Genomic DNA, 16321 nt, shown 5'->3' on the forward strand with positions numbered 1-16321 from the left:
ATGATTCCCTACGGTAAGCAGGATATAACCGAAGCGGATATAGAAGCCGTGGTGTCAGTCCTTCAGTCTGACTTTCTTACTCAGGGTCCGATGGTTCCACGATTTGAAAAGCTTGTTGCTGACTACGTAGGTGCCCAGCATTCGCTTGCGGTAAATAGTGCCACTTCAGCATTGCACATTGCCTGCCTTGCTTTGGGGCTGGAAAAAGGAGATTGGTTGTGGACAACGCCAATAACCTTTGTCGCTTCTGCGAATTGTGGATTGTACTGCGGTGCCAAAGTCGATTTTGTTGATATTGATTCTAAAACCTACAATCTGTGTCCTGTTGCCTTGCAGGCTAAGTTGGAGCAAGCCGAACGAGAAGGTCGTGTACCTAAAGTGGTTGTCGCTGTCCATCTCTGTGGCCAATCTTGTGATATGGCAGCTATTCATGCTTTGGGGCAGCGGTATGGCTTTAAAATAATTGAAGATGCATCGCACGCTATTGGGGGAAAGTACAGAGGGGGATTCATTGGTGGGGGTCATTTTAGTGATATAACGGTGTTCAGCTTTCATCCAGTAAAAATTATAACCACCGCAGAGGGTGGTATGGCGCTGACAAACGATGAGAGTCTGGCTAATCGCATGGCATTGTTGAGAAGTCATGGCGTCACCCGTGATCCAGCATTGATGACACATGAGCCGGATGGCTCCTGGTACTACCAGCAAGTCGACCTGGGTTTCAACTATAGAATGACTGAACTACAGGCAGCCCTGGGTGTGAGTCAAATGGAGCGCTTAAGTAATTTTGTGATCCGGCGTCATCAGTTGGCAAATCGTTATGATGAGCTGCTAGCTGATCTGCCTGTAGTGAGTCCGTGGCAACACCAGGACAGCTATTCCGGGCGACACCTGTACGTCATTCGTCTGCAGCTGGATGAAATATGTAAAAGCCACCATCAGGTCTTTGATACTCTGCGCGAACTGGGTATTGGTGTGAATGTGCACTACATCCCTGTACACACCCAACCGTATTACCAGCAAATGGGATTCAAATTTGGGGATTATCCAGAAGCAGAACGGTATTACGCCGAAGCAATTAGTTTGCCAATGTTCCAAACGATGACAGATTCTCAACAGGATGAAGTGGTCGCCGCTTTGCGCAAGGCCATTGGTGTATGAGGCTAGCAATCATTCCTGCTCGTGGCGGTAGTAAGCGCATTCCACGCAAAAATATCAAGATATTTTGCGGAAAGCCAATGATCGCTTGGTCTATTGAGGCTGCTTTGAAGAGTGGCTGTTTTGATAAGGTTGTTGTCTCTACTGATGACACGGAAATTTCTGAAGTGGCGCGTGAGTATGGAGCTAACGTGCCTTTCGTGCGACCTGCCGAACTATCTGACGATTATACTGGAACTATTCCAGTAGTTAGGCATGCCATTGAATGGCTGGAGTCGCACACAGGTATATCCATACAGAACGTGTGCTGTTTATACGCAACAGCGCCTTTTGTCCTGCCAGAAGATTTACGTAATGGCTTATCGCTGTTGGCCGAGCAGGGTTGTGACTATGCCTTTTCTGTCACAAGCTATTCTTATCCTATACAACGTGCTCTACGTTTGACTCCGGGAGGTAGGGTAGATATGTTCATCCCTGAAAACTTCAATGCCCGTTCACAGGACTTGGAAGAAGCCTACCATGACGCTGGGCAGTTCTATTGGGGGCGTGCAGAAGCCTGGAAGAAGGGGCGCATTATTTTTTCACCTGACTCTGTACCGATACATCTGCCGCGTCACAGGGTTCAGGATATAGATACCCCTGAGGATTGGGAGCGAGCGCAATGGATGTTTCAGGCATGGCAGGCGCAGTCAGCTCAATGAAATCCAAGGCAGTCTTCCGGACTGATGCATCACTGGATATAGGCACTGGGCATGTAATGCGCTGTCTGACGTTGGCTGATGCCTTACGAAAGAGAGGATGTGAGTGTTACTTCATCTGTCGTGAGCACTCGGGCCATCTGATTGAATTTATCCGAGCAAAAGGATATCACGTATACCCCTTGCCCTATTCACAGGCAACTTCCACCAGCTATTCTGAAAATGAGGAGGCGGCTCTCGGTCATGCTGCATGGTTGGGAGGCTCCCAGCAAGAAGATGCGGCTGCGTGCAAAAAAATACTGTTAAATATAAAACCACAGTGGTTAATAGTTGATCATTATGCATTGGATAATTGTTGGGAAGAGATAGTGAAGCCATGCTGTGAGAGGCTGATGGTTATTGATGATTTGGCTGACCGCATGCATCAATGTGATCTGCTGTTGGATCAGACTTTCGGTCGCCAAATAGAGGAATATGCCCCCTTGGTGCCAGCTAGCTGTACAGTCTTGTGCGGAGCACATTATGCGCTGCTACGTCCAGAATTTTCGGAGTGGCGATCGTACAGCCTTCACCGCAGAGAAACTCCCGAATTGAAGCAAATTTTAGTGACTATGGGTGGTGTAGATAAGAATAACGCCACTGGACTTATTCTTGATGCATTGGGTAAAGCTGATTTGCCGGGTGGATGTCAGATTGCAGTAGTCATGGGGGCTACCGCTCCTTGGTTAGACACTGTCCGCCAACAAGCGCAATCACTATCACATCCCACTAATATTCTTACAGGTGTGAATAATATGGCTCAATTAATGGCTAACAGTGATCTGGCTATAGGAGCTGCTGGTGCAACTTCCTGGGAGCGGTGCTGTCTGGGTTTACCCACGGTTATGATAGAGTTAGCGGAAAATCAGCGTCAGGTTGCCCACGGCTTGGTTCTGGTTGGAGCAGTTAACGCGCTTTCATCTGGGGTGCAAATAACCGTAGAGCTACCGAACGTATTGTCGGCTCTCATCGGATCAAAAGGAGAGCTCGAGAAGATGAGCAGAGCTGCTGCGCAGGTGACTGACGGTCTTGGTGTTCAGGCCGTCATCGGTCATTTGAGATAGTGTTATGGAAGGTCCTATGGCTCAGAGAATACGAGTAATGGAGCAAGACGACTTACAGCAGGTTCTCGCTTGGCGAAATTCCCCTTCTGTGCGCCGCTTTATGTATACACAGCATAAAATCAGCTTGGCAGAGCATACACATTGGTTTGAGCGGGCTTCACTGGATTGTAAACGTCACCTTCTGATATTCGAACAAGAAGAAAGAGCACAAGGGTTTATCAGTTTTCATGAAGTGTCAGCCGGTGGTATTGCTGATTGGGGATTTTATACCGCTCCTGATGCCCCTAAAGGAACTGGAAAGCAGTTAGGTATCAGTGCATTGATGCACGCATTTGCTCGGTTGGGGCTGCATAAAATATGTGGTCAAGCGCTTGCCTTTAATGAGCGATCCATACAGTTTCATCTTCGCCTAGGCTTCCGACAAGAAGGGATTTTGCGTGAACAGTACTTTGATGGCGAGAAGTACCATTCCGTTACTTGTTTTGGTCTGCTCGCTAATGAGTGGCAAGTGACTACAGAGAGATAACCAATGAATAATATTCCCTCGATCAGTATTGCCGGGCGTCGTATTGCAATTGATAGTCCGCCGTACATCATTGCTGAGCTATCTGCCAATCATAATGGTAGCCTGGAAACTGCATTAAGAATTATTGAAGAGGCCAAAACAGCTGGAGCTGATGCGGTGAAGCTGCAAACCTATACGGCGGACACCATCACTCTGGATTGTGATTCCGAGGAATTTAAGATCCACGGCGGACTGTGGAACGGTAAAACGTTATACCAGCTGTACGAGGAGGCCCACACTCCATGGGACTGGCATAAACCGTTATTCGAGCATGCCCGTAATTTGGGGATCACTATCTTCAGTTCACCGTTCGACAACACGGCAGTGGATCTTTTGGAGGATCTCAATGCGCCAGCCTACAAGATTGCCTCCTTCGAGGCGGTCGATCTACCTTTGATTAAGTATGTGGCCAGTACTGGAAAACCGATGATTATTTCTACGGGTATGGCGGATGCAGAAGAAATTGGCGAAGCTATCGAGGCGGCTCGTGAAGGCGGCTGTAAAGAGTTAGCAATATTGCATTGTGTGAGTGGTTATCCAGCACCGGCAGCGGATTACAATCTACGTACTATTCCGGATATGATTGAGCGTTTTGGCTTGGTGACGGGCTTGTCAGATCATACTCTCGATAATACCACGGCTATTGCCAGTGTTGCTCTCGGAGCTCCTATTATTGAAAAGCATTTTACTCTAGATCGAAATGGCGGTGGGCCTGATGACAGCTTTTCCCTTGAGCCAGAAGAACTGGCAGCTCTATGCCGTGACACTAAATCTGCCTGGTCAGCTATGGGGGATATAATCTACCGGAGAAAATCTAGTGAGCAAGGTAATGAGCATTTTCGAAGATCTTTATATTTTGTAAAAGGGATGAGTGCTGGTGAAATCGTTGTGGCGGACTGCGTTCGTAGTGTTCGACCAGGACTCGGGATATCGCCAAAATATTTTGATGAGGTGATCGGAAAAAAAGTGCTGTGTGATATTGACTTTGCAACCCCCGTTAGTTGGGGAGTTTTGGAAGATTGATTGCGTTAAGATACTGGCTCGACATATGATCTATTCCAAAAATACATACATATTTTATGAAGATATTTAAACCTGAATCAGGTGTGTCCAAAATTCTGCAGTTAGTCCATGCTTTTATGTGTCTAAAGAATGATAGCTCTCTTAAGAGTATTCCCAAATGCGATATTCTTATTATTTGTCATGAAGGAGACCGGGCAGCCTTAAAGCAGGGGCTTAGATATTCTCAGTTGTCGGATAGCCTTGGCGATTATCTTGAGGCGAAAGGGGCTGCTATAGGTTCTGTGACTATTGGACTTGCTGGTTGTTCTCCTAATCAGTTGTATCGTAAACCTCTTGCGCTTAATCGTTACATGATTTTTTATTCGATGCTAAGAAGTTTTGGCTTTAAAAACTGTGCCCATAATTTCTTGGCTCGTGTATTTGAGAAGATTATTCATTATAGTGAATGTAAGACCATTATCACTCAGCAATCTTGGCGTGGTGTTGTGTATGCAGCTAGTAAGAGTAATATACCTATATATTTGCTAATTCACGGTATCGGCTACCCTGAACCTGATAGAGGACATAAAGGAGAGGATCCATTTGCCTTTCCTGATTTTTATCTATCTCTTGATGAGATTACTACAAATTCTTTGTCAACATTGGTTCCACTACAGCGCATTGTACAGACTGCGCATCCTTGGTTGCGTCAGTTTGAAAGTGTAAAAGATACCGATTGCTCTGATTGGAGATTAAAATCTAGTTTGATAGAAGGTATAGAAAGCTACAAAAAAGTTACTCTATTAACATTGCAGTATGGGTATGACGGAGAGTTTCCAGTTTTTGAGGGGATTATACCAAATGGAATTGTGCACGAAGAGGTCGTTTCTGCGATAGTTGAAACAGAGAAAGAGGTTGCTTGGTTAGTTAGATTGCATCCAAGGCAGCAAGCAAAGAGGCAATACGAAAAACATCGTGATTTTGTGAGCAGCATGGAAGAGAGATATCCTAATGTTTTCTTTTCAGGTCTCTCGCAGGCTCCTTTGCCAGCTCTATTGAGGGTAGTAGACAATCATGTCACGATGATTAGTATGTCTTGCTATGAGGCGGCTTGGTGTAATGTTCCAAGTTTGGTTCTTTGTCCTACTACTTTTCCCGGTAAAAAGCATGAAAAGTATTTTAGCGATCTGGAAGGTGTCGGAGCTGTAGTGAAGGGGAATTTGGAGGCTAAGGAAATTGCTCAATGGGTGAAGTCTAGTTCTAAAATGTCGGATGGTTTTATTGGTGTTCGTTATCAAGAAGATGAATCAATAGAGCATATTTTACGATCTGCGAAAATTTGTTGAGCTGCGATAGTTGAAGTTTTATAGGGAAAAAGTAAATACTTTAGTAAGGTCTTTTTGTGAATATTATTTTCGTCTTTAAGCGTTTCTATACGGGGAAAGACGTTATTAATCACCAGTTTGGGCGTTTGTATGAGTTTCCTAGTCAGTTAGCTCGTTTAGGACATCATGTTACAATAATTTGTTTTGATTATCGTAATGGTAGTTCGGTAGATGGGTTTACGGAAAGCTTTGGGGCTGGCTTCGTTGAATGGATTACGGTTTCTTTTTCAGATTTTTGGAAGTTTAATATATCCAAAATTTATCAGCGTTTAAAGACGAGTGGTGCAAATCTAGTGGTTGGTTCGTCCGACATTCCCTCTCTTTGGGTTGCAAGAAGACTGGCAATAAAGTTGGCAGTGCCTTATGTGGTGGACCTATATGATAACTATGAGAGTTTTGGGCAGGCTCGTATTCCTGGTTTCTTGGAGGTGTTATACCGTTGTGTACGGGCGGCAGATCTTGTGGTTACGGTTGGAAGAGATTTAAAAGAAAAAGTGCATCTTTCCTATAAACCTGCTTGTCCCGTAATCGTTATAAATAATGGTGTGGGGCAGACCAGTTTCTTTCGTGGTGACCGAAAAGAAGCCAGAAAAAAACTTGGATTGCCTCTTGATCAGAAGTTGATTGGTACTGCGGGCACACTATCTAGGATGAAGGGGGTAGATACAGTTTATGATGCTTGGAAAGAAATAGAATTTGCTACTGAGGATGTCTGTCTGGTACTTGCAGGTCGTGAAGGTGCCAACTTTCCTGTTCCTCAAGGTGACAGGGTGTTCTATCTTGGGGAGTTGTTAGAAGAGCAAGTTGGTGAGCTCTTTCGTGCATTGGATGTGGGAATCGTTCCAGCACATAATTCAGGGTTCGGACGTTACTGTTTTCCACAAAAGTTATATGAAATGGTATCTTGTGGTCTTCCTATCGTAGGTGCACGAGTTGGTTCTATTGCGCAACTTTTACGAAATCAACCAGAGACCTTATTTGAACCGGGCAGCGTGGCGGAGCTAACGGCTGTATTGCGAAAACAACTTCGGGATTGTGTGGCTGCTGATGTAAAACCTAAGACATGGGTTGAGTTAGTTCGGGGCCTAGAATCACATTTACTAAGGTTGATCTAGTTCGAAGAGAGCAAGCTGTCTGTTTTACGTCAAATAGAGGTGAATAGAAGCTTTAAATGTTTTTGGTTAAAGCGTTGTGAATCAAATTGCCGAAGTTGCTCCAGGAGAACGAGCTGGAAAAATCTTTTATCTCGTTAAATAATGCAGGTTGGCGTAACAGCTCAGTTATTTTTTTACTCATTTCAGTGTAATTATTTGTTTCTATTAAATATCCGGATTTACCTTGCTGGACTGCATCGATAATTCCTCCGGTGGCAAAGGCAATGGTCGGCAATCCATGTGCAGCAGCTTCAATAGCAACCATGCCAAAGCCTTCAGGATCATCGGGGATATGACGTACAGGAAATACATGTACATCGGCAGTTTCGTAGGCGGTGGCAAGTTGGACTTTGTCAGTGATGACACCTAGAAACTTAATGTTCCCATCAACGCCAGATTGTTTTGCTAGGGTTAGAATACTTTCTACTGTTTGAATGCTGGCTCCTAAGGAGTTCTTTGGAGCTTCGCCAATTACTACCAATATGGCGTTGGGCACAGTTTGTACTATTTTGGGTAATGCTAGTTCAACAAATTCACGCAACCCTTTTCTCGTTGTCAAACGGCCCACCGAAAGCAGGACTTTCTTGTTGGTTAAATTGTGCTGCGCTTTGAACTTGTCAATGTCTTCTTCTGTTTGTGGTGCCTCAGGTAGGCTGACACCTGGATGGACAATTGCAATTTTTGATTTGTCTAAACCGGCGGACACTGCTAGCTTCTTGGTCGGTGTACTATTAACAATGATGGTGTCCATCTTTTTGAATGAAAGTGGCCAAAAACGTTGATACAGATTATTTTTAACGGTGATGTCGAAACCGTGTAAATAGACAGCTGATTTTGAGCTACTTAATTTGCTGGACAACCAAGCTAAAGGGGCGGTGAGGCCGCTGCCAGCCAGAGTTATATCGGGTCTCCAGAGTAAGGATAGCCATAGTGTCTTGCAGAAGGCTACCATTAAAAAAAGGGGCAAAGGTTTGAGAGGGGCTTCATGGAGTTCCACGTGTTGAGGTTTGATAGTCGCCGCCCCTTTGGGGCCAATGACCTTTACCTCTGCATATTTAGATAATTCATCAGCCATGTGCCAGTTTAACCGTTCCATGCCGCCGACCAACGGTGGCAGATTGCGAGTAATGATAAGTATACGGGAGCGTGCCATGGTTGTTGTATCTCGTTGTTTGAACCGTTAGTTATTCAAGTGTAGGCTCGGTTGACTGTCTTGAAGTCTTTGGTGGAGTTCACTTTTTAGTGACTGTACAAAAGTATCTGTTAAGTGCCTACTGTCCCGAAAGACAACAATCCCATCCTTGGTGACTGCCGAACAAGTATTGTTAGGGCAGACTTTTTCGCTTAGGTCTATAACTTGCATATTACTGTATGGTTGGGCTGCAGCTTCTAGATGACTGGAAACTTTTTTCGTTTGGGCTAGATGAGCTGGTTCAGTACAAGTGTCTGAACTTAATTTACCGTTTTGTAACAATTGCATGCTCAGGCAGGTGGGGCCATCAAAACTAAGATTTGGTGTACCTGCAATTATAAAAGTTTGTATTGTTGCTTTCGCCAATCGATCATATATACGTTTGCTGCCCTGAACCCATTCACTAGAACTAAATGGGTATGTGGAAGCACTACCAACAAACACGACGTCTGGCTTCATGTCTTCGATTTTAGTTAAAACTTCATCTCTCCATTCACTGCAAACAGTAAACACTTTTCCAATTCGTTGGTAGAAATAATTTTCATCAACCATTGGGCACGATGATTTTGTAAATACTATAACTTCCCACTCTGGAGATGGATAGATTGATTGTAAAGCTGTAAACCACTGAGCACCTATACTATCAGCTAGAATTACCATGGTGTATTCAGCTTGTTCGGAGTTGAATGTACAGGGTTGAACTTTAGCGTCTCTAAACCAGCTATCACAGTTCATGGTATATATAACCGGCATGTCTATACGAGCGTTAGCTAGTGAGTTTCTTTGGTTAGACGTTTCTATGCTTTGGCTGTTGACTAAGATATTCAGAGGGATCATGACAATCATTGCTAAAGCGGAGGCCATTATGATGGTGCGATAATGTGCCTTTGAGGTCTTCATTTTCCACAGGGGCTTTTCTATAAATCTGTAGCTTATTGCACTTACTATAAGTGTGGTTGTCAGCAGGATACCAATACCATATGAATTTCTAGTGAGATCTGCAAAATTTCCAAGTATTAGTATGGGCCAGTGCCATAAGTAGAGTGAGTAAGAGCGATCACCGATCCACTTCAAGATAGGATTGTTTAAAAGAAGGTGAGAGTTATTGGGTGTTCGATCACCTGTTGCAAGTAATAATGCAGCTCCAATAGACGGTAAGAGACTCCAGTAACCTGGGTAGGCCATATTTTGATTGAAGAATATGGAGCTAGTTAGAATTAAGCTAATGCCTAAAATTCCAAAATAGAAGGAGTAGCTTGCGAACTTTGGTGAGGCGATTTGTGATGAACGAGTCTTTAAATAGTATACCAGCGCGCCGAGAGAAAACTGCCAAATTCGAGAGGGCATCAAATAAAATGCCGTATTCGCGTTATATTGAGTCCAAATGATTGAGATAAAGACGCCAGCAAGTGTTAATGCTATGAAGAATGTTGAAATCTTATTCTTTAAATATCTGCTGTTAAATAGACCCAGGATTAATAAGGGCCAAATAATATAAAACTGTTCTTCGACACCCAGAGACCATGTATGCAAAAAAAGGTCTTTAGTAGCTAACTCGTCAAAATAACTAACCTCCTGGAAGCTAAAAAATAAATTGCTAGTCCAAGTTGCTGCGTAAGGTAGAGATCTCAGTAATGTTCTAGCATCACTATCAGAAAGAAAAACTTCAGCTGCCACTATTGATGCAAGTAACATTGTAATCAGTGCTGGTAGTAATCGTTTGAAGCGACGAGAGTAAAAACCAATAAAACTGATGTTTTTGCTTTGCTGATATTCGTTTATTAACAGGCCGCTGATTAAATAACCTGAAATAACGAAAAATATATCAACCCCTACGTAGCCACCTGTAAAAGGTGAAATATTAGCATGACAAAAAATGACTAACAGAACTGCAATTGCTCTTAAGCCTTGAATGTCGGTTCGAAAGTAGAGTTTATTTGGGGTGGGCGGGACCGATTCCATGTTATTAAATTATTATTCCGTTAATATATTCTAGAACGTTAGTGTGGGGCCGTCATTGATGGTTTTGTTTCCACTTGTTTGCTTACATCTTAAACCGCATCGACAAATCCACCGCCTTACAATCCTTTGTCAGCGCACCAATCGAAATATAATCCACCCCGGTCTCGGCAATCGGTCGCAGGGTCTCATCCGTAATGCCGCCAGACGCTTCCAGCTTGGTGTTGCCGTTTTGAGCTTTGTTGAATTGCACCGCTTCACGCATATCATCGAGGGAGAAGTTGTCCAGCATGATGATGTCGGCACCGGCTGTCAGGGCTTCTTTGAATTCAGTGAGGTTTTCCACTTCAACTTCAACCGGCTTGTTGGGTTCCTGCTGTTTGGCAGTGGTGATGGCCTGGGTAATTCCGCCGCAGGCGGCAATGTGGTTTTCTTTGATCAGGAAGGCGTCGTAGAGGCCGATGCGATGGTTGTAGCAGTTGCCGCAGGTGACGGCGTATTTTTGGGCGCTGCGCAATCCTGGGATGGTTTTGCGGGTGTCCAGCAGTTTCACGCCGGTGCCTTCGACCAGTTTGGCGTAGCGGTTGCTGACGGTCGCTGTGGCGGACAGCAGTTGCAGGAAGTTCAGGGCGGTGCGTTCTCCGGTTAGCAGGGAGCGGGCGCTGCCTTTTAGGCTGAACAGCGGTGAGTTTGCACTGACGTGATCGCCATCGGCGACGTGCCAGGTAACGTTGACGCTGTTGTCCAGTTGTCTGAACACTTCGTTGACCCATTCGACACCGGCGATTACGCAATCATCCCGGGTGATAATGGTAGCTTCGCCGGGCTCGTTTTCAGGGATCAGGCGGGCGGTAATGTCGCCATCCTTGATATCCTCTGCCAGTGCGAATTTCACACTGTGTTGCAGGTCTTCGAGAAGTCCGGGAATGCTTGAATTGATCATGTTGGGCCTGTGAGTTAGCTGGCAATCTTTGGTAGAAGCGATGCTGGATTCTATCAGTAATTCTTGGACAGTACACCGTGAGGAATGGCGCATATTACTGCATTCTTGTGTCCTGTCTCAAAATCAGTTGCCCGTTGCGCTGCTGAAAATCGATGGAGCGCAGGGCGCTCATGCCCAGCAGGACGCCATCGCCGTCCATACCGGGGTTGATGCTGGCACGTACGTTACGCAGGCGGATGCTACCCAGTTGCAGGTTGTCCAATTCGGTGGCGTAAACGCGCACGCTGCCATTGGCTGTGTATGCTGTGGCGGCGCGGCCGCGTTTCAGGCCCAGTTCATTGGCCAGTTTTGCTGGAATGACCACATCCGTGGCACCGGTATCCAGCAGAAAGGTGACGGACTGGCCGTTGATTTGGCCATTAGCGACGTAGTGGTGCTGACGGTTACTGTCGAGGATGACTTCCCGATATTGGGCATTTTCTGAGCTGATTGGATTGCTGTTGGGGTTAATTTGTTGATGTTCCCAGTTGCCGAAGCCCCATGTCAGTAGCCCGAGAGCCAGCAGCCAAAAGATCACCAGCATGCCCCGACCCATGGTGCGGGTGTCGCTGTTGTTGCCGGTGTTTTTATCAGAAGGGTGCATGGTTTGCCTGAATGCCTCTGGGATGTGGGTGGAGCGATTGGCGCGCTATTATTTCCAAGTCTAGATTGTGACTCAAAAGGCAAAAAAGATTATAAAAAACCAGTCTTCTTATATCAGAATGTGATGGTTGTCCCGAATACGTTTTTTGCAACTGGTGTGGTAGCCCAGCTCCATTATAATCCGACAGGATTGCGGAATTAGGCGACTTTTTTCAGTATGCCGAATCGGCTCCTGAATACAAGACCCAATGGGCAATCCTCTTCAGTCTGGCGCGAGCGATTTCAAGAGTGCGCCGGATAGCCAAAAGTCAGTGATTACACACCTAATATGCGGGGCAAGACGGTGTTTGACGATTCGCAGAACTCCAACACAGCCAAAAAAAACACGGCGAGCAATGTCGTTTCTATTGGTAGTGGCACGAATGTCAGCCAGAAACGCTCTGCTCAAGCGTCTTTGGCTCGCTTGCCGGCGCCCATACATCGCGTTCGTGAAAAAGCCACCGGATTGTTTCAGCAAACCCTAAGGAATTTGTTTGACGGGGCCGATGATGCCCTGTTTGACCTCGCCGACAAGGCCACCAGCAATCAGGATCAAAACACGTACTTTGAGGCCATGCGTGAAGTGCGCCTTAAGCGTCGCGAGGCAGAAAAGAATTTCTTTCTGGGCCTGGATAAAGCCTATTCCAATTTGTTGCGGGTGGTACCCGAGAACGACAATGGCTTTGCTCACCACCTGTCACTGGATGATCTGACACTGGTCGACAACGACCAGCTTGAATTTCAGGTGGCGGTTGAGCGCATGATCGCCAGAGTGCTTGATCAGTGTGCTGAATCTGTTCAGCATATCGCCCTGCGATTGGACAGTCTGGTACCGGCCAAGGTTTACCAGCAAAACAACCCGGTTGGACCGGATGTTTTGTGCAGCAGTTTCTGGGGTGTTGTTGAACCGCTGGACGTGGATATCAAGGCAAAGCTGGTTCTGTTAAAGCTGTTTGATAAAGCGGTGATGGCTCAGCTGGGTAAAATTTATACGGTGCTGAATAACGTGCTTATTCAGCAAAAAGTGCTTCCTTCTCTTACGACTCAGGAAGACCGTCGCCAGCGTCGACATCAAACTTCTCCGGTAATGTCTTCTCCACAGGGAGGCCAGCAGCCGGTCGCTCACTCTCAAATACAGGGTCAGGCAAGCTCCGCGGAGCAGGCCGGTTACAGTGGTCACGATCACGATCACGATCAGGGTCAGTCGCCAGTGCTGGATCAGCTCCGTACATTGCTGGCTCCCGGTGAGGCAGGGCAGGCTCAGCCCGTCAGTCAGGCAGTTCAAACGGCCAGTGCCTATGAGCTGGCTAATGTGTTGACATCTCTGCAGCAGAATCATGTTTTAAGAGAGCCACTGGTTCAATCTGGTCCCATCAAACTGCTGGACCTCTCCCAATTGACCCAATTGGTTCAGCAGCCACTGGGCGGTGGCAAGTCACTGTCTGCGGTGGATCAGGATGTCATGAACCTGATCAATATGTTGTTCCAGTTTATTCTGGACGACCGCAACCTTGCGGCACCCATGCAGTCGTTGCTGGCGCGCTTGCAAATCCCTCTATTGAAAGTGGCTGTTGTCGATAAGTCGTTCTTTAACCGTTCGGCTCATCCTGCACGTCGTTTGTTGAATGAGCTGGCAACGGCGGCTCTGGGATGGCAAGAGCCCGAGAAGGGGCTTGAAAAGGATCCTCTGTTCAAGAAAGTAGCCTCTACGGTTGAAGCGGTCATTGCAGATTTTGATGAGGATGTTGCGATCTTTGATGGTTTGCTGACCGACTTTATGGCGTTTATTGAGAAAGAGCGTCGGCGTGCGACCGTGTTGGAAAGACGTACCCTGGATGCAGAAGATGGAAAGGCCAAGTCTGAGTTTGCCCGCTCGCTGGTCAGTGAGCAGTTGCAGGCGCAAATTGCCGGAAGTGACTTGCCGCAGAGTGTCTGCGATATTCTGGAAGGACCCTGGCACAACCTGATGTTCCTGCTGGTGTTGAAACATGGTACGGACAGTGACGCCTGGCAGAACGCTTGTCAGGTGGTTGAGGATCTGATCTGGTCCGTCACTGGTGTGGTCGATGCAGAAGCCCGCAAACAATTGATGGCCATGTTGCCCAGTTTGCTGAAGCGCCTGCGTCAGGGCTTTGAAGTGATTTCATACAACCCTTTTGAAATGAATAAACTGCTTCAGCGATTGGAGGCCGAGCACTTGCGGCTGATGCGAGGCCAGCCAGAAAAACCGCCAGCCAGAGAGCCCGTAGTGGCATCACCGCCAGTAGCCGGGGCAGAAACAGAAAGCACTGAGAAACATGCAGCCACTCAGTCAGCCAAGGCGACAAACGAAGCCGATGAAGCCGGTGGTGAATCTGTAGTTGAAACTCTAGCTGAAACTGTAGTTGATGTAGTTGAAGCTGCAGATAATCATGATGCCGTAGTTATAGACGATAGGGTTATTGAAGATAAGGCTATTGAAGATACGGCCATTGAAGAAAAACCCGAACAGCCAAAGCCAGAGGTGTCTGCAGCCTGGTTAGTGCAAGTTGATCGCTTTGCTCAGGGATCCTGGTTTGAAGTTTCAGAACCGGGGAGTGCGGTTTTTCGTTGTCGTCTGGCCGCAGTGATCAAAAAAGTCGACAAGTACATCTTCGTTAACCGTAACGGTATGAAGGTGGCAGAAAAAACACGCATAGAATTGGCACAGGCCTTGGAGCAAGGCGTGTTTACGGTTCTTGATGATGGCATGTTGTTTGATCGTGCCCTGGAATCAGTGATTGGTGATTTGCGTCAATCGCGAGGCCATCGCAGTTAATTAACGACCGAACTCTTTTCGGGTTTGTGTTCTGCTACTGGTGGACAGGCTCGCAGTTGTGTAATCTTCTGCGATGACTTCACGTTCTTCAGATACGACACCTTCTCAGGGGGCGCAGCCTTCCCAAAAGCCTTGGATGATCACTGCCGAGGGCTGGCTGGAGACCTCAAACTCCGTTCCGTCGCCGAATTTTGATGATCGCCCGGATCTTTCCGACATTTCACTTCTGGTTATTCACAATATCAGTTTGCCGCCGGGGCAGTTTGGGACTGGATGTGTAGAGCAGTTTTTCTGTAATCAACTGGATCACTCGGCACACCCCTTCTTCGAAGAAATTGAAGGTGTACGTGTGTCTTCCCACTTCTTCATTGATCGTATTGGGACAGTGACGCAATTTGTACCGACGGTCGCCCGCGCCTGGCATGCGGGACTTTCTTGCTTTGAGGGGCGAGCAGCCTGCAATGATTTTTCTATTGGTATAGAACTGGAAGGAACGGATGAGCAGCCTTACACTGATGAGCAGTACATCAGTTTGCTAAAGCTCACTGATGCGCTGATGACACGTCATCCACAGATAACGCCTGTGCGAATTACCGGCCATAGTGATATTGCCCCCGGGCGTAAAACTGATCCTGGCCCCTGTTTTGACTGGAAGCGTTTTCGTGCCGGGGTTAAAAGGCAAGGTTAATAATGTAAAACCTTGCCCTGGTCTGGGCATTTCACATTCAGGATATTGCACATTTGCGGGCAGTTAGAATCAACAATGCCAGCCCGAGCCAGCGGAAGGAGGGAGAGAATAGATGACCTTTGTTGCCATTATTGCAGTGTTTGTACTGGTTCAATATTGGGGTACCGCGGAGGCCTTTCATCACGATGGCTGGTTTCGGACCTGGATGAAAACGACCCGAAAATGGTTTCCGCAAGCGGGGTTGCAAGTCTTTGCCCAGGTATTCTTACCGGTACTGGGGTTGTGGGTAGTATTGTCCCTGCTAAAAACCAGCCTGGTGTGGTTGTATTTTCTGGTTTCAATACCCTTGTTGTTATACAGCCTGGGGCGTGGCAACTACACCGAATGGCTGGAGGGTTATTGTGACGCATATCACCGCAACGATAATGAGGTTGCCTGTGATTACGCAGAACGCCTGGGGGTCGATATCGAGTCCTGCGCAGATTGGCCCTCTTTGCATGAGCAGGTATTGCGACGGGCCGGATATTTAGGGTTCGAGCGCTGGTTTGCCGCTATCTTCTGGTTTGTCATACTGGGCGCAGTGGGTTCTGTGCTCTATCGTCTGGCATCTCTGGCCAGCCACAGTAATGGGCAACCGGATGAGGTAAAAGTACTCTGCGCCAGACTGTGTTGGTTACTGGAGTGGCCGGTAGTGCGTTTGTTGGGTCTGACCTTTGCTCTGACAGGAAATTTTGTCGGATGTATCGATTACTGGAAACAGTGCCTTTTAACAACGGATGTCAGTACAGAGCAAGTGATGGAAACCTGTATCCATGGCTCTTTGAATGTCAATAGCCGGGAATTGTCCTCGCAGGGGATCACAGAGCAGGAGATTGAAGCCTTGATCCCTCTGCTGAGTCGAAGCTTAATCTTGTGGCTTTGCGTGCTGGCGGTCTTTTCTGTCGTGTAAATTCTCAGTTGATTAGCAATTGAACAAGTTTGATTGACGTGCATGAT

General features: G+C 46.8%; 14 protein-coding genes. 10 read left to right on the forward strand and 4 right to left on the reverse strand.

The window, feature by feature from the left end; translation table 11 throughout:
- Genes pseC through KOI40_RS14510 form a run of 7 tightly spaced genes read left to right on the forward strand, consistent with a single transcriptional unit; the run spans position 1 to position 7026 of the window.
- On the forward strand, positions 1-1161 hold the full coding sequence (gene pseC / locus KOI40_RS14480; RefSeq protein WP_216098242.1) for a UDP-4-amino-4,6-dideoxy-N-acetyl-beta-L-altrosamine transaminase: 1161 nt from the start codon (positions 1-3) through the stop codon (positions 1159-1161).
- Positions 1158-1859 carry a pseudaminic acid cytidylyltransferase gene (pseF, locus tag KOI40_RS14485; protein ID WP_216098243.1) on the forward strand — a complete coding sequence of 234 codons (702 nt, stop codon included), beginning with the start codon at positions 1158-1160 and terminating at the stop codon, positions 1857-1859. Before pseC ends, pseF begins: the two co-directional genes overlap by 4 nt.
- Positions 1856-2959 carry a UDP-2,4-diacetamido-2,4,6-trideoxy-beta-L-altropyranose hydrolase gene (pseG, locus tag KOI40_RS14490; RefSeq protein WP_216098244.1) on the forward strand — a complete coding sequence of 368 codons (1104 nt, stop codon included), beginning with the start codon at positions 1856-1858 and terminating at the stop codon, positions 2957-2959. The genes pseF and pseG overlap by 4 nt, the downstream gene beginning before the upstream one ends.
- Positions 2960-2975: 16 nt before the next feature.
- Entirely contained in the window at positions 2976-3485 is a 510-nt protein-coding gene (gene pseH / locus KOI40_RS14495; RefSeq protein ID WP_233710290.1) for a UDP-4-amino-4,6-dideoxy-N-acetyl-beta-L-altrosamine N-acetyltransferase, read from the forward strand.
- 3 nt (positions 3486-3488) lie between these two features.
- Complete coding sequence (pseI, locus tag KOI40_RS14500) at positions 3489-4547, forward strand: pseudaminic acid synthase (protein WP_216098245.1); 1059 nt, start codon at positions 3489-3491, stop codon at positions 4545-4547.
- A 56-nt stretch (positions 4548-4603) separates the two neighbouring features.
- The gene (locus KOI40_RS14505; protein WP_216098246.1) at positions 4604-5872 is read left to right on the forward strand and encodes a hypothetical protein; all 1269 of its coding nucleotides are present in this window, start codon (positions 4604-4606) and stop codon (positions 5870-5872) included.
- Positions 5873-5928: 56 nt separating this feature from the next.
- The gene (locus tag KOI40_RS14510; protein WP_216098247.1) at positions 5929-7026 is read left to right on the forward strand and encodes a glycosyltransferase family 4 protein; all 1098 of its coding nucleotides are present in this window, start codon (positions 5929-5931) and stop codon (positions 7024-7026) included.
- 52 nt (positions 7027-7078) lie between these two features.
- Here the strand turns inward: KOI40_RS14510 and KOI40_RS14515 are convergent, their stop codons facing one another.
- The 4 genes from KOI40_RS14515 to KOI40_RS14530 all read right to left on the reverse strand — a co-directional run bounded on the left by KOI40_RS14515 (position 7079) and on the right by KOI40_RS14530 (position 11802).
- Entirely contained in the window at positions 7079-8218 is a 1140-nt protein-coding gene (locus tag KOI40_RS14515) for a glycosyltransferase family 4 protein (protein ID WP_216098248.1), read from the reverse strand.
- A gap of 27 nt (positions 8219-8245) precedes the next feature.
- Positions 8246-10219 (reverse strand): acyltransferase family protein, encoded by a 1974-nt coding sequence (locus tag KOI40_RS14520; RefSeq protein WP_216098249.1) that lies wholly within the window; start codon positions 10217-10219, stop codon positions 8246-8248.
- An 82-nt stretch (positions 10220-10301) separates the two neighbouring features.
- Positions 10302-11159: a carboxylating nicotinate-nucleotide diphosphorylase gene (gene nadC / locus KOI40_RS14525; protein WP_216098250.1), complete on the reverse strand. Its 858-nt coding sequence runs from the start codon at positions 11157-11159 to the stop codon at positions 10302-10304.
- Positions 11160-11253: 94 nt separating this feature from the next.
- Complete coding sequence (locus KOI40_RS14530) at positions 11254-11802, reverse strand: retropepsin-like aspartic protease family protein (protein ID WP_233710291.1); 549 nt, start codon at positions 11800-11802, stop codon at positions 11254-11256.
- Between the two features lie 342 nt (positions 11803-12144).
- Here KOI40_RS14530 and KOI40_RS14535 point away from each other — a divergent pair, with 342 nt between their 5' ends.
- The 3 genes from KOI40_RS14535 (at position 12145) to ampE (ending at position 16274) form a co-directional block, all read left to right on the forward strand.
- On the forward strand, positions 12145-14637 hold the full coding sequence (locus KOI40_RS14535; RefSeq protein ID WP_216098251.1) for a DUF1631 domain-containing protein: 2493 nt from the start codon (positions 12145-12147) through the stop codon (positions 14635-14637).
- A 136-nt stretch (positions 14638-14773) separates the two neighbouring features.
- Positions 14774-15325: a 1,6-anhydro-N-acetylmuramyl-L-alanine amidase AmpD gene (gene ampD, locus KOI40_RS14540; protein ID WP_216098252.1), complete on the forward strand. Its 552-nt coding sequence runs from the start codon at positions 14774-14776 to the stop codon at positions 15323-15325.
- Between the two features lie 112 nt (positions 15326-15437).
- Entirely contained in the window at positions 15438-16274 is an 837-nt protein-coding gene (ampE, locus tag KOI40_RS14545; protein WP_216098253.1) for a regulatory signaling modulator protein AmpE, read from the forward strand.
- Positions 16275-16321 lie beyond the last annotated feature (47 nt).

It is taken from the genome of Pseudomaricurvus albidus, assembly GCF_018863235.1.
GTDB lineage: Bacteria > Pseudomonadota > Gammaproteobacteria > Pseudomonadales > Cellvibrionaceae > Pseudomaricurvus > Pseudomaricurvus albidus.

Excerpts from the sequence above, each read along its gene's own strand:
- pseC (WP_216098242.1), top strand. The coding sequence starts at position 1 with ATGATTCCCTACGGTAAGCAGGATATAACCGAAGCGGATATAGAAGCC.
- pseF (WP_216098243.1), top strand. The coding sequence starts at position 1,158 with ATGAGGCTAGCAATCATTCCTGCTCGTGGCGGTAGTAAGCGCATTCCA.
- pseG (WP_216098244.1), top strand. The coding sequence starts at position 1,856 with ATGAAATCCAAGGCAGTCTTCCGGACTGATGCATCACTGGATATAGGC.
- pseH (WP_233710290.1), top strand. The coding sequence starts at position 2,976 with ATGGCTCAGAGAATACGAGTAATGGAGCAAGACGACTTACAGCAGGTT.
- pseI (WP_216098245.1), top strand. The coding sequence starts at position 3,489 with ATGAATAATATTCCCTCGATCAGTATTGCCGGGCGTCGTATTGCAATT.
- KOI40_RS14505 (WP_216098246.1), top strand. The coding sequence starts at position 4,604 with ATGAAGATATTTAAACCTGAATCAGGTGTGTCCAAAATTCTGCAGTTA.
- KOI40_RS14515 (WP_216098248.1), bottom strand. The coding sequence starts at position 8,218 with ATGGCACGCTCCCGTATACTTATCATTACTCGCAATCTGCCACCGTTG.
- KOI40_RS14520 (WP_216098249.1), bottom strand. The coding sequence starts at position 10,219 with ATGGAATCGGTCCCGCCCACCCCAAATAAACTCTACTTTCGAACCGAC.
- nadC (WP_216098250.1), bottom strand. The coding sequence starts at position 11,159 with ATGATCAATTCAAGCATTCCCGGACTTCTCGAAGACCTGCAACACAGT.
- KOI40_RS14530 (WP_233710291.1), bottom strand. The coding sequence starts at position 11,802 with ATGCACCCTTCTGATAAAAACACCGGCAACAACAGCGACACCCGCACC.
- ampD (WP_216098252.1), top strand. The coding sequence starts at position 14,774 with ATGATCACTGCCGAGGGCTGGCTGGAGACCTCAAACTCCGTTCCGTCG.
- ampE (WP_216098253.1), top strand. The coding sequence starts at position 15,438 with ATGACCTTTGTTGCCATTATTGCAGTGTTTGTACTGGTTCAATATTGG.